Origin of the sequence: Mycobacterium sp. IEC1808, from assembly GCF_002101935.1 — a bacterium.
Classification (GTDB): Bacteria; Actinomycetota; Actinomycetes; order Mycobacteriales; family Mycobacteriaceae; genus Mycobacterium.
Genome location: NZ_LQPV01000010.1, coordinates 1 through 13421 on the forward strand (window position 1 = coordinate 1; position 13421 = coordinate 13421).

Sequence of the window (13421 nt, forward strand, 5' to 3'; positions counted from 1 at the left end):
AATTGAGAACTCTCCTGTCCGGTGGTCAGCCACCACCATTCAGGCCGAACCCCTTACACAGTCAATGAGACACGCCCCCGATAAGGTCGAAACGTTCAATCGACGTCGCGCCGAAGATCAGGATCATCATGACGCAGCTGCCCGCCACCGCGGCCATACGCGTCATTGCGCCGGCCACTAATAGCAATCCGCTCAGCAACTCCACAAACGGCAAGACATAGCCGCACCCGGAGACCAGCGCCCGAGGCAGCAGCGATGTCTGAAACTCGCTCATCAAGTGAGCGTGAAAGACACCCAGCTTCGGCAGCCGAACCACACCATGCCCAAGCAGACTGACCCCAATGGCAAGGCGCACGACGAGATAGGCCAGAGTGCGATCTTCTCCTGCGGCCGGCATCTTATTCTCCCCCATAGCATCCGACGGTGTCAGGACCGCACTGTCCCAACCGATTCCGACGGCGTGAACATCTATGCGCCTTCCGGCGACCAAGCCCAGCAGCGCCGGTAACCGACAGCATCGCCAACCTGGAGCCAAAGGCGTCGAATCGATTCGCTGGGCCACTGGACGTCAAGTAATCACATCCTCGAATGCGCCCATGAGCGGACCGTCTTCGTCGCGAAGCCGGTCGTAGGCGCTGTTCATCGTTTTCCCCTGCGGCCCAAGCCTTTCCGATTGCTGAGGCCGCAGCATGACCTCAACGAACTGTGCGGCGCGGACATCGGATCAACCCTCGCCGGTGATCCGGACGCGGCTCACTTCGGCGTAGTCGACCGGTTCCCCACAGGCGTCGCAGGTGTGACCGACCGACAACTCGTGGTCGCGATGACGCATCGAGATCGGCGGCTGCTCGACCGCCCACCGGTTACCCCATTGGCGCAGCACCTGCAGCACGGGTATCAGGTCACGACCTGCCTCGCTGAGGTAATAGCCCCAGCGCGGCGGCGCCTCTTGGTACGTTGTGCGCTCGAGGACACCAGCGGCGACGAGTTCCTTGAGCCGGGCGGCCAGACGGTCTCGTGGCGCGGCGGTGCCCCGCGCGATCTCGCCGAAGCGGTGGTGCCCGAGATGGACCTCGCGAATGATCAGCAGGGACCACCGGTCCCCGACGATCTCCAATGCGGCGGCGATCGCGCAGGGCCTTCCCCGGACCGTCGGGGTCTGCAACGGTTCCGGGTTTTGGGCGGCACGTACGGACATACGCCCTAGGTTTGCATATCAAACCGTCGGGCCGCTAGTCTGCTGCCTGTGATGGTCCGGAAATCAAACCATGCAGCGGCGCGGTGGACCATGGCCACCGTGGTCGTGGCGGCGGTGTTCATGTCGAACCTGGACCTTTGGATTGTCAACGTCGCCCTCGTGGACATCGGGCGCGGCTTCGGCAACTCGCTGTCTGCCGCCTCCTGGGTGCTCAACGCGTACGCCATCGGGCTGGCCGCGCTGCTGATACCGGCGGGGCGCCTCGGTGACCGGTACGGACAGCGAAAGGTTTTCCTTTGTGGCATCGCGGTGTTCACTGTCGCCTCGCTGGCCTGCGCTGTTGCTCCCAATCTCGCCATCCTGGTGGCCGCGCGCGTCCTGCAATCCGTCGGCGCCGCCGCGCAACTGCCGACATCCCTGGCCTTGCTGATGGCCTCGGTGGAACCGCATCGTCGTACCAACGCGGCCCGTGGCTGGGCGGCCGTCGGCGGGCTGGCCGCGGTCTGCGGGCCAGTGCTCGGCGGGGTCCTGGTCACCTTCAGCTGGCGGTGGGTATTCCTGGTGAACCTGCCCGTCGGGCTCGCGGCGTGGCTCCTCGGCCGCCGTGTCCTTCCGGTCGAACCGGCCCGCCGCGACGAGCGATTGCCCGACCCCGTCGGCAGTGCCCTGTTGATCGTCGCGGTGGCCGCCCTGACCGGTGCGCTGGTGCAGGCGCCCATCTGGGGATGGGTCTCGGCAGGCACGATCGCTTTGGTGGCGCTCGCCATACTGGGCACGGCGGGGTTCCTGTGGCGGACGGCGCGGCACCCGGACCCGCTGCTCGAACTGCCGCTGCTGAAGATCCGAAATTTCGCCATCGCCAACCTTGCGTTCTTCTGCTTCGGCGCCGCCTTCGCCATCATGCTTCTGTCGAACTCGCTTTGGTGTCAGAATATTTGGCACTACAGCGTGTTGCGCACCGGTCTCGCGATGGCGCCCAGCCCGGCCCTGGTGCCGCTCGTCACCTTCGGGTCCGCCCGGCTCGTCCACCGCATCGGTCCCGGCCCCGTGGCCGCGATCGGAAGCGCGCTGTTCGCCGGCTCCCTAGTTTGGCGAATCGTCTTCGCCAGGGCCGCGCCACATTACGTGACCGATCTGCTGCCCAGCATGCTGCTCAGCGGAGTCGGGGTTGGACTGACGCTGAGCACTCTCATGGCCGCCGGCGCGACCGCCCTGCCGCCGGCACGCGCCGCCACGGGTTCGGCGCTGGTGAACTCCGGTCGCCAGGTGGCCTCGGCGCTGGGAGTGGCTATCCTGGTGACCGCCCTGGGGCCCACCGCCTCGGTGCGCGACTTCGACCTCGGCTGGTGGCTGGCGCTCGCCTTCATCGCCGCGACCGTGGTCATCAGTCTCACCCTGCCGCACGTCCGCTCCGAGGTGTCCGCCTCCGCGGCGGTTCCGGGGCGCTCGCTGACCGGCCCGATCATCGAAATGTCCTGACGAAACAGGCTTCTGCCGGTGGCGCGTCGAAGGCATCCGGCATCGGGTACGGCCGACGCGGAGGAATGTGATCACGACTTTCCCTGGTCTTCCCGTGCCGCCCAAGCCTTACATCCGTCGAGTGTCGCAACGGGCGGGTGGAGTGGCGATCAGTTTTGCCCTCCAGGGCAGTCTGATCTGTATGGGCAAACTCATCTATGGCTTCAACGTGTCGGTGGACGGGTACATCGCCGATGCACACGGCAACATCGACTGGTCCGAGCCGAGCGAAGAACTTCACCAGTACTGGAGCGACTTCGAGCGGGAGACCGACTTGTCCTTCTACGGCCGGCGGCTCTACGAACTGATGTCCGCGTACTGGCCGACCGCCGACAAGTCCCCGGACGCCACGCCCCTGATCGTCGACTTCGCTCACATCTGGCGGGACATGCCCAAGGTCGTGTTCTCGCGCACCTTGGAGTCCGTCGACTGGAACTCCCGCCTGGAACGTGGTGACCCGGTCGAGGTGGTAACGAAGCTGAAAGCCGAAACTGACGGCAGGCTGGAGGTGGCCGGCGCGACGCTGGCCGCACCGATCGTGCGGGCCGGACTGGTGGACGAATACCGGATCGTGGTCGCGCCCACCGCTGTGGGTGGCGGCACCGCGTTCTTCCCGGCATTGCCGTCATGGATCTCGCTGCGACTGCTGGAGAACCGCACTTTCCCGGGCGGCACGGTCCTGCTGCGCTACGAGGCGAAACAAGAGTGATCGGAGGCGCAACTCAACCGCCGTAAAGCCCGCAGGAAAAAACTTGCGACTTGCGGTTGACTGTCATTCGATCGCGGCGACCGCCCGCGACAGGCCACTGCGAGGGGACGACTGTGCCTACCGGGTGCTAACCCATGGTCACGATCGCGCCGCCCGCGACGCAAATCACCACCACGAGGGCCACCAAGATCACCGTGATCGCCGCGCGGACAATCTCTTCCTCCGTGAGTCGCCAGCGCGGCTTGAATTCGACGAGATCGCTGTAGGCATTCGAGTTGAGTCTTGCGACCGCCGAACTGAGATCGTCATCTCCCTGGGCCGCGTATTTCTCGACCGGGTCGTGCGCGACGATTGCGGTGGTCATATCAGCCCCCCAGGCTTGCGGACGCCGACAGGCGTGGTGTGGGTCGAAGGCATCGGCCTTCTCTCGTATATCCAAGATACGAGTGTGAAAATCACGATCGCGGTAACGATCCCTAACGGTCACAGCACAGATTCGTTGCGTGCCAACCACGCTCGCCAGCACCTGGACTGGGTCACCTTGGAGACAGCGGGAGACCGAAGTCCGCTCGAAACCGCGGCAGCCACTTGGGGCATGAGAGGTGCGGTCTCCGGCGACTAAAGCGCCTTGGCAGCTTCGGTCTCGCCGCTCAACGCCGACGCGCGACCGTGCCGCGTACCGGTCCGATGACTCAATTGCCTTGATCGACAGGCGTTGTGGAGACGGTGATATTGCCGCCCTTGCGTTTCGCATCGAGCATCGCTTGGTCGGCTCGACTAAGGACGGCGTCGAGGAGGGCCACCGGGTCGGCCTCTGGTGCGGTGAAGAAGCCGAGTTCGACATGAGTGACGCCGATGCTGGCGGTGACTTGTGCGTGGTCGGCCGGTTCGGCGACCGCACACCTGACTCGTTCAGCGGTTTGTTCTATGTGGCCGGGATCGCTGACCTCGATGACGACGAATTCTTCTCCCCCGACGCGGGCCACTAATGCGCTGCCGCGCACAGCGGATTCGATCTGCCGAGCAGTCCGGATCAAGACGTCATCGCCGATCGGATGGCCAAAGGTGTCGTTGATGCTTTTGAAGCGGTCGAGGTCGGCGATCATCACGGCCAGGTGCCTGCCCGAGGGATGATGGTCGCTCAACAACTCGGCGAAGTGAAGGTGCAGTCCCCGCCTGTTGAGTAGACCGGTCAGCGGATCGGTGACCGACTCGTTCGCGTCATTGCGCAGCGTCCGGATCCCGAACTGGATTCCCACCGGTGCGGCAAGGACTGGTGTCGTCACGGCGAGGATGCTGGCGCCGAAGACCAAACCGTCAAAGTTTGCCTCCGCAGCCGCCCGCACGGCAAACACCGCCGTCGACGCGAAGATCCACAGGGTGTGCAGCGCAAGGAATCTCGGTCCGTCGAAGAACAGCAGATAGACCGAGAGTTGCGTAAATGCGTTGAACCCGTACAGGCCCGCGAGCCACGTCGGTTCGTACAACGCCAGCGTGGCGATGCCGATGTCGCAGGAGATGACGAACGCGCGCGACACCGGCAACGTCGGCCATGGTCGAAAACACCACCGGATCACCCAGAACATCACCAGGACCGCGAACGATGCCACGACGACCCGAGATACGAAACGATCTGGGCCGGCCCAGGGCAGAAGAATCGCCAGGGCAGTCACGACCGTCAGCCCGTTACCCAGCCCGATCATTACCCGGATGGCCTCTGCCATCGACCGTTTGGCGAAGTACTGCACCTGCGCGGCGTAGTCGACCGGCGAATTCCACCATTCACCGACAAGACCGCGAAACACCGCGAAACTTCTGGACTCGGCCAGCGAAGCCATCTGTAGAGACGCCTCCTCGACCGCCCTGAGAATATTGCCGCAATTCAACGCAATACTGCACGAAGATCAGCGAACGATATTACAGGTGAGGCCCGCCAGCTATACCGGAGTATGAGCGCCCGGTTGAGGCGCTCCAAGGTGAATGCCTTGGCCGTATTCGATACCGAGACGAATCAGCGTCTGGAGCTGGCTGGGTGTCTCCACAGCTTCGGCCACCAATTTGGCGTGCAGCTCGGCGGCCAGCGAATTCAGTGCGGTCGCCAACGCACGTTTGACGGGATCGCCGTCGATGCCGACGATCAACTCGCCGTCGATCTTGATGATGTCTGGATGTAACCGCAGCAATTGGGTGAAGCTGGCATATCCGGCGCCGGCATCGTCGACTGCCACACGTATCCCCCGATCGCGCAGATGCCTCAGACTCGGGCCGAGGTCGTCGGGAAACGGTTCATGCTCAGTGATTTCCACGACCAACGCCCGGTTTTGGGCGGTGAGCAGGTCTTGAATCGCCGGCTCGAGCGCAGCGCTTGGGCTCAGGTTGGCGGCGACTGGACGATCACTCGGGATGCCGCGAGCAGCGCTGAGGATGGTGCACAACGCGGCCCGTTCTAATTCGATGCCTCGGCCTACGCGCCGGGCAGCGCTAAACCATTCCGTTGGGGTCATCTCCGACGATGCAGGAAACCTAATCAACCCCTCGTACGCGATCGTCGTGCCGCTTTTCAGATGGACGATCGGTTGAAAGACCGCGCTGAGAGCGTTCGGGTGTGCCAGCAGTGCGTCCACTTGATCTTGCAGCGCCTCGGTGTCCACTGCATCCGGCAACATCACCGAGGCGATGAATCGCTCTGTGAGGGCGCGTTGCCCGCGCTCGTCGCTGTCGCTCATCACCTGGGTCAGCAGCGTCGACAGTTGTGACTGGGCGCCGATCGCCGCGGAAACGAACTCGCTGATGGCGAGCATCGCGTCGACATCTGTGTCGGTGAACGCGGCGGGGGCGGTCGCCGCCAGGAGCAGTGAACCGATGGCGTCGTCGTTGTACATCAGGGGAATCGCCGCCCACGACCGGGTGCCCCACTGTTTATTCATCGCACGAACACGTGCCGATAGGCGTCGGTCGCTAACGGCGTCGTCTATCAGCTTCGGGTGTTTCTCCCGCGCCGCGAGCCCCTGAATGCTGGTCTGCTTGGGCACGACGAAACCCGGCGTAGTCGCGAGTACGCCATGTCCAGAAACGGTCACATACGCGTTATCGGAGGCGCGAAGTAGCGTGACGGCCGCTCCATCGGCCTTCGCCATAAACGCACAAGCCTGCTCAGCAATGCGTCCCATCAAAGACACCGGATCCATCGACGCGGCCAGTGCCTGCGCCAGGCTCTCCGACATGTCACCCCCGTTCGCAGCGGCGTGTGCGGGTCGCGCCGTTTACGATAACGACCGTCCACCCGACGCGTGCGATATTCGCAGTCGGACCCAAGACTTGAAAGAACGGGGTGCTGCTGATGCGCCCCGTTCCGCCACGACGTCTCCGCGGAAAAGATTCGCGGATGGCAATGCCGTTTATGGCAATTGGTGGCCGATGCGAACGATTCACGCCGCGACCGGCTCAGAAATGTCGAGCAATCGCAACCCCATTGACAATTAATGGACAAGGAATGCGGCGCGATCGATGCGGCACACTGGACACATGACGCTCCTCGGCGCCGACCCTGTCCTCGCTGTGCGTGATCTCGGCCGTGCGGCGGAGTGGTTCACCCGAATATTGAATTGCACGGTGACCGAGCCTGACCCCGGTAATTGGGCATTCTGCTCGGCCGGGTCGGTGACGTTCAGGCTCGGCCGGTGTCCGGAGGCCATGCCGGCGTCGGACCTCGGTGACCACAACTACATCGCGTATTTGACCGTCGTCGGCCTCGATGAGTACTACAGGCGCGCGATCGCCGAAGGCGCCGACATCCTGAAGCCCCCGACGACCGAGCCGTGGGGCCGGCGCGAGATGGGCCTGCGCTCGCCTGAAGGACACCGATTTATGCTCTCCGAACGACGGTAGATCCCGCGCGAACGCCAACCACCTCGGTGAGCCCGTCCCTGCTAAGGCACGAAGGTGAGCGTGTAGTCGTCGTTGTCGTTGATGTCGAGTTCGCGCATACCGATCTCGAATGAGTTGCTGTTTGCGGTATTCGAGCACCAGTCGAACGCGATGTACGGAACGATCTCGTCGTACGGGCCGGCCCAGTACGCGCCGTCGGCGGCTTGGGCGTAGAAGTACCAATACCTATTCACGTCTTCGAGATCGTCGCCGTAAACAATCGCCGAGCCCCCGGGATCGATCTTCCACCAGCCCGCCTTCTCCCAATCTCCTCCATCGGGACAGCCGGGGTGGTACCACTCGATCATCGTCCAGATGGTCGACGGATAGCCGCTTTTGAACCGAAGGCTCATCGCGAACCCCCTGCCCGTGGCGCACGGCGAGCCGCGCCGGCCGTGTCATCGGAATCGGATCGCGGCGCCTCGACGTGGCCGGGCGGATGCTCGCTCGCACCCGGCTTGTGGCGCGCGGCGACCACCGCCAGATCGGCCGTTGCTGCGTTGGCCAGCAGACCTTTATCTGTGTCGGTCGTCTGATCAGAGCTTGCGGGTAATGTCATCGCATGTGCCTTTCCCCTGACAGCCGACCCACCCGCGGGCTGGCCTGATTGGATCGTGTCACCGTCGACGGGGCGGCCGCATGCGTAGCGCGCTACCTGCTTTTCGCCCCGGCACCTGCCGCAAAGCCACTCACGCGAAACTGTCAGGCGCAGAGCACATAGCGCGTGCCAGTTGTCCCGGCCGCCGCGGAATCATCGAGGAACACGGACCGCGAGGTAGTACTCGGGGCGCCGCTTCTTGTCGACCGTATAGCCGATGGCCTCCGCAGTGCCCTGTGAGTCGTAGGCCAACCATCGCTCCGTACGCTGACGCTCGAATTCGGTCCACGACGCCACGGTGAACCGTTCGATGAACGTGTCCGGTTCTCCCACACGCTGATACAGCTGCCAACTGTGGCCGCCCGTGCGCAGCCGCGACCGCCTGACCGCGCCCATCGCCGTCACAAAATCGTTGAGATTCTCGGCCGGTACTTCGTAACGGACACTTACTAGCACCGGCCCATCGTTGGCAGAGGGCTCTGTCATCAGCGTCGGCACCGGCAAGGTCGAGGAAACGTCGAAGACGTTCACCTTGCCGGTCGCGGGGCGCAATGGAAACGGCCAGACGCTGAGTGCGACCGCCCCCAACAAGATGGCAGAGGCGATCATCGCGACATCGAGTCCCGCACGTGTGGCGACGAGCCCCCAGGCATACGAGCCGATCGCTTGCGAACCCGTGAAGACCAGAAGATAGATCGACAGCGCGCGGGCTCGAACCCATCGCGGCAAGGACAACTGTGCCGCGGCGTTCAACGTCGTGAGGGTGATCAGCCACGCCGTCCCTGACAATATGAGAAACGGCGTCGCCACGACGAAGGGCAGCCACACCGCGGCCAGCGGTGCAAAACCGTAGACGACGGCGCACGCCGCCAACAACACGTTGTCCGAGAAGCGCCGGCGCAGCGGCGCGGCTACCGCGACGGCCAGGACTGCACCAAGCCCGATGGCGCCCAACGCGACACCGTAACCGCTGGACCCCGTCTCCCACCGCTGTGCGGCCACCACCGGCAACAGCGCCGTCAGGGCCGACGCGGGAAACAGGAAGAGCGCTGCGCGTAGCAGAATCCTGCGGAATATCGGCCCATGGCGGACGTATCGGAGTCCGCTGACGACGGCTTGACTGAAACGTTCACGCTCCAAAGGCGTTAGCTGCCGGGACCGCTGCCACGTCATCAGCGCGACGATGATGCCCGCGAACGACACCGCATTCAAACCAAACGCCGCGGCGGGTCCGACGAGAGCAACAACGACCCCGCCGAGCGCAGGCCCGAGCGCACGGCCGACGTTGACCGAAACGCTGGCGAGTGTCGCGGCAGCAGATATCTGCTGACGCGCCACGACCTCGGGTTGGATCGCTTGCCAGGCCGGAGCAGTGAGCGCGGAGGCACAACCGATGGCCACGGTGAACGCCAATAGCATTGTCGGGCTGAGCCGTCCGAGGTAAGTCACCGCGGCCAGCGCCAGCGCTACCAGCACTGCATAGGACTGCAGGACGATGAGGAGGCGGCGCTGGTCGAAAAGGTCGGCGAGCGCTCCCGCGAACAACCCCAATAACAGGGTCGGCCCAAGACTTGCCGTCTGAACCAGTGCCACGACGACGTCGCTGCTGTGCGATTCCACCAAGAACCACTGGGCCGCCACGATCTGCATCCAGGTGCCGATGTTGGAGGCGAATTGGGCAATGAACAAAGCGCGAAATACGCGACTCCCCAACGGCGCCCAGGTAGACGGATGCGCTCCGTTGTCGCGTTCTTGCTGAATCACCTTGGAAGAATTGTCGGCGACCTGGACACCCCCCTCCGGTCCGGGTCACATGACGCCGCAGCACCGCGAGTTTTGCACACGTGCTGAACCGCCAAAGCGGAAACGTCGATTTCCGAAAGCGCGACGCCCCCTTGAAATCGGTGATTTGTCCGCGGACGGCGCGCGATCCGGCGTCGACGCATCACAGGTCGAGTAGGTGACTACGCTATCGCCGCCTTGGACGGGAGCCCGAGCATTCGGAGACAGCAACTGCAAAGCACCAACCAGAACCAAGAGGCCATCATGAGCACGATCAAGAACCACAAAGAACCCATCACCGCCGCACTGGGTGCGGCTATTGCCACCTTGGCGGTACCGGCAATGCTGTTTGTGAGTGCGGGAACTGCGCATGCAGGCGGCGCTATCTGGAACAACGCCGACTACTTGGGTACAACGGTGTTTGTCGCGTCCGACGGCCAGACTTTCGGCCACTGCACCTACAACGCGTTTCCCATAGTCGGCCCCGGTATTCCACCCGGACCTCGCAACTTCATTCTGGAACCCAACGGAACGGCGCAGCTGTGGTTCCCGGGTGTCAAGTTGAACACGACATGGAATGTCAATGTGCACTGTGACAACGGCCCGGATATCACAACCGATACCGTCTACTAGGCGAGGCTGGGGCCGCACACGGTAAGAGAATGCGCCGGATCGACTATGCGGCTTTACCGGTAGATCCTGCTTTCGGCCGTGCTCACGCGCTCCGCACTATCACGCGATCGTGGGTCTGACGCACACTTGTGCAATGGAGGATTGGCATCTCAGCACGCTCCCGCTGACCGCAGCGCCGCTGTCCTTGCGCTAGTCCCCGGCGCAGGCGTCAGAATGGGTGGCGTGAACATGGCAACTGAGCCGCAGCCGCGCCGCAAGCTGAACGGCCTCTCGGACATACGTGCGTTTTTCCACACCAACAAGACGCCGCTCTTCTTCATCTCCCCCACCCCCTTCAACCTGTTGGGCGTGGACCGTTGGATACGAAACTTCTTCTACCTGACCTACTTTGACTCGTTCGAGGGCACGCACTCGCGCGTGTTCGTGCCGCGCCGGCGCGACCGTCGTGATTTCGACTCCATGGACGAGGTGTGCAGCCATCTGCTGTCCGATCCCGAGACGCTCGAGTTCATCGCGGGTAAAGGCCCCGGAGGCAAGTGCTGCTTTGTGATGATGAACGAGGAGATCCAGGCCCTCGCGCGGTCGGCGGGCCTCGAGATCATGCATCCGCCGATCGAACTGCGCAATCGCCTGGGCTCCAAGATCGTCATGACGCGCCTGGCCGACGAGGCGGGCGTACCGAGCGTGCCCAACACAATCGGACGGGCCGGCTCGTACGACGAATTGGTGGCGCTCGCACAAGACGCCGGCTTGGGAGACGACCTCGTCATCTCGATCGCCTATGGCAACGCCGGCAGCGGGACGTTCTTTGTGCACGGTCAGCGCGACTGGGACGAGCACGCCGGTAACCTGGTCGGGCAGGAACTCAAGGTCATGAAGCGCATCCGCAACGTCGAGGTGTGCCTCGAGGGTGCAGTCACCCGCCACGGCACCGTGGTCGGCCCCGCGATGACGAGCCTCGTCGGTTACTCCGAGCTCACGCCGAGCCGGGGCAGCTGGTGTGGCAATGACATCTGGCACGAGGTGCTGCCGCCCGCCCAGACGCACGCCGCCCGAGAAATGGTGACAAAGCTGGGCGACGTCATGCGCCGCGAGGGCTACCTCGGCTACTTCGAGGTGGACCTTTTGCATGACCTCGACTCCGACGAGCTCTACCTCGGCGAAGTGAACCCCCGCCTGAGCGGCGCCAGTCCGATGACGAACCTGACCACCGAGGCCTACGCCGACATGCCGCTCTTCCTCTTTCACCTGCTCGAGTACATGGACGTCGAGTACGAGCTCGACATCGACGAGATCAACTCGCGCTGGGAGCGCGGCTATGGCGAGGACGAGGTCTGGGGCCAGGTGATACTCACCGAGACCTCCCCGGATATCGAGATTTTCACCGCGACGCCGCGCACCGGGGTCTGGCGCATCGACGACGAGGGCCGGGTCTCCTTTTCGCGGACCGCCAACGACTGGGCCACGCTGCTCGACGGCTCCGAGGCGTTTTACATGCGGGTCGCGGCGCCCGGTGACTTACGTTCCGAGGGCGCCCAACTGGGCGTGCTGGTCACTCGCTCACACCTGCAGACGGACGACTACCAGCTCAGCGAGCGCTGCCAGCGTTGGGTCAAAGGGATGAAGGCAAAGTTCATCTCGACGCCCCTGACTCCGGCCGCGCCGATCGTCTCGCGGCTCGTCGCACGCGCGTGAGCCGCCCGGCGGGCATCTCACTGGACAACTGGCTGGCGCCGCCCTACTCGCATTGGTCGTTTCAACACGTCGAAGACTTCGTGCCGACCGCGCGAATCTCGCATGGGACCGGGCCGGTCGCCACGATCGCGGCGTCCCCCGCTCCCCTGGCCGAGATCGCGGTGACCAACACCAACGGGACGCCCACCACCGTCGGCGCGGTGATGGCCGCCACGGCCACCGACGGCTGGGCCGTCGCCTACCGCGGGTCGCTGATTGCCGAGGAGTATCTGGACGGCATGGGGGCCGAGACCCGGCACCTGCTGTTTTCGGTGAGCAAGTCGCTGGTCGCAGCCGTCGTCGGCGCGCTGCATGGCGCCGGTGCGATCGACCTTGATTCTCCGGTGACGAAATTCGTTCCCGCCCTGGCGAATTGCGGCTACGCCGGCGCGACGGTGCGCAACCTGCTGGACATGAGGTCGGGCATCGCCTTTTCCGAAAACTACGACGATCCGGCCGCGGAGATTCACCTGCTCGACCAGTCGATGGGTTGGGCGCCCAGGACTCGGCCGGACGCACCCGCCACGCTGCAGGAGTTCCTGCTGACCTTGCGTAAGAAGTCAGCTCACGGCGGTCCGTTCGAATATCGCTCGTGCGAAACCGACGTCCTCGGCTGGATCTGCGAGGTCGCCGGCGCCCAGCGGATGCCGGACCTGATGTCCGAACTGCTGTGGAGCCGCATCGGCGCCCAACACGACGCCACCATCGCCGTCGACGCGGCCGGCACGGGATTCTTCGACGGCGGCGTCAGCGCCTGCCTCACCGACATGATCCGGTTCGGGTCGCTACTCCTGCACGACGGCGCCTCGTTGACCGGCGATCAAGTGGTGCCGGCGGCGTGGATCGCCGACACCCTCGACGGCGGCCCCGACTCGCGCGAGGCTTTCGCCGCCAGCCCCGACGACACCGAGCTGCCCGGCGGCATGTACCGCAACCAAGTGTGGTTGCCCTACCCCGACAGCAACGTCGCGCTGTGCCTGGGCATGTGCGGTCAAATGATCTACGTCAACCGCGCTGCACAGATAGTTGCCGCCAAGCTGTCCACCCAGCCTCACTCGCACGAGCCGCACATGCTGGACACGTTGCGTGCATTCGACGCGGTGTCAGGCGAATTGGCCGAGTCCCCCACCGCGGCTATCTCTGACGAATAAAAGTGACCCGCTCCGGCCTCCGCCGCTTGACGACCTGGCTTTCCTGGCGTTGGCGCTCCCACCACGCCCGCAGGGTCTGAACATCGATCGGCGCGGTCGGGTCGTCAAAAGGCGATGGTGCGGTGTACATGGCGCCTTCGTTCTGCATATTGTAGACGGAAACGTTCACTA

General features: G+C 64.2%; 14 protein-coding genes. 6 read left to right on the forward strand and 8 right to left on the reverse strand.

Annotated elements, in window-relative coordinates:
- Positions 1-61 precede the first annotated feature (61 nt).
- Positions 62-397, reverse strand: coding sequence for a DoxX family membrane protein (locus AWB92_RS06465; RefSeq protein ID WP_158090359.1), 336 nt, complete (start codon positions 395-397; stop codon positions 62-64).
- A 327-nt stretch (positions 398-724) separates the two neighbouring features.
- Positions 725-1198: a helix-turn-helix domain-containing protein gene (locus AWB92_RS06470; RefSeq protein WP_085184572.1), complete on the reverse strand. Its 474-nt coding sequence runs from the start codon at positions 1196-1198 to the stop codon at positions 725-727.
- 90 nt (positions 1199-1288) lie between these two features.
- On the opposite strand from AWB92_RS06470, the gene AWB92_RS06475 reads away from it, so the two are divergent.
- Both AWB92_RS06475 and AWB92_RS06480 read left to right on the forward strand, forming a co-directional pair.
- Positions 1289-2677, forward strand: a complete 1389-nt coding sequence (locus AWB92_RS06475; RefSeq protein ID WP_158090360.1) for an MFS transporter — start codon at positions 1289-1291, stop codon at positions 2675-2677.
- 181 nt (positions 2678-2858) lie between these two features.
- On the forward strand, positions 2859-3425 hold the full coding sequence (locus AWB92_RS06480; protein WP_085184574.1) for a dihydrofolate reductase family protein: 567 nt from the start codon (positions 2859-2861) through the stop codon (positions 3423-3425).
- Positions 3426-3552: 127 nt separating this feature from the next.
- Here AWB92_RS06480 and AWB92_RS06485 read toward each other — a convergent pair whose 3' ends face one another.
- The 3 genes from AWB92_RS06485 to AWB92_RS06495 form a co-directional block, all read right to left on the reverse strand.
- Entirely contained in the window at positions 3553-3789 is a 237-nt protein-coding gene (locus AWB92_RS06485; protein WP_085184575.1) for a hypothetical protein, read from the reverse strand.
- Between the two features lie 328 nt (positions 3790-4117).
- Positions 4118-5173, reverse strand: coding sequence for a GGDEF domain-containing protein (locus tag AWB92_RS06490; RefSeq protein ID WP_241523383.1), 1056 nt, complete (start codon positions 5171-5173; stop codon positions 4118-4120).
- A gap of 189 nt (positions 5174-5362) precedes the next feature.
- The gene (locus AWB92_RS06495; RefSeq protein WP_085184577.1) at positions 5363-6649 is read right to left on the reverse strand and encodes an EAL domain-containing protein; all 1287 of its coding nucleotides are present in this window, start codon (positions 6647-6649) and stop codon (positions 5363-5365) included.
- 301 nt (positions 6650-6950) lie between these two features.
- Here AWB92_RS06495 and AWB92_RS06500 point away from each other — a divergent pair, with 301 nt between their 5' ends.
- The gene (locus AWB92_RS06500; RefSeq protein WP_158090361.1) at positions 6951-7313 is read left to right on the forward strand and encodes a VOC family protein; all 363 of its coding nucleotides are present in this window, start codon (positions 6951-6953) and stop codon (positions 7311-7313) included.
- 41 nt (positions 7314-7354) lie between these two features.
- Here AWB92_RS06500 and AWB92_RS06505 read toward each other — a convergent pair whose 3' ends face one another.
- Positions 7355-7705 carry a DUF1036 domain-containing protein gene (locus tag AWB92_RS06505; RefSeq protein ID WP_085184579.1) on the reverse strand — a complete coding sequence of 117 codons (351 nt, stop codon included), beginning with the start codon at positions 7703-7705 and terminating at the stop codon, positions 7355-7357.
- 398 nt (positions 7706-8103) lie between these two features.
- Entirely contained in the window at positions 8104-9714 is a 1611-nt protein-coding gene (locus AWB92_RS06510) for an MFS transporter (protein WP_241523384.1), read from the reverse strand.
- Between the two features lie 282 nt (positions 9715-9996).
- On the opposite strand from AWB92_RS06510, the gene AWB92_RS06515 reads away from it, so the two are divergent.
- The 3 genes from AWB92_RS06515 to AWB92_RS06525 all read left to right on the forward strand — a co-directional run bounded on the left by AWB92_RS06515 (position 9997) and on the right by AWB92_RS06525 (position 13250).
- Positions 9997-10365, forward strand: a complete 369-nt coding sequence (locus AWB92_RS06515; RefSeq protein ID WP_142281968.1) for a hypothetical protein — start codon at positions 9997-9999, stop codon at positions 10363-10365.
- 213 nt (positions 10366-10578) lie between these two features.
- Complete coding sequence (locus tag AWB92_RS06520; protein ID WP_085184581.1) at positions 10579-12060, forward strand: biotin carboxylase; 1482 nt, start codon at positions 10579-10581, stop codon at positions 12058-12060.
- Entirely contained in the window at positions 12057-13250 is a 1194-nt protein-coding gene (locus AWB92_RS06525; protein WP_085184582.1) for a serine hydrolase, read from the forward strand. The genes AWB92_RS06520 and AWB92_RS06525 overlap by 4 nt, the downstream gene beginning before the upstream one ends.
- Here the strand turns inward: AWB92_RS06525 and AWB92_RS29780 are convergent.
- A complete protein-coding gene (locus AWB92_RS29780; RefSeq protein WP_158090362.1) occupies positions 13234-13419 on the reverse strand; it encodes a hypothetical protein in 186 nt (61 codons plus the stop codon). The genes AWB92_RS06525 and AWB92_RS29780 overlap by 17 nt on opposite strands.
- Between the last annotated feature and the right edge of the window lie 2 nt (positions 13420-13421).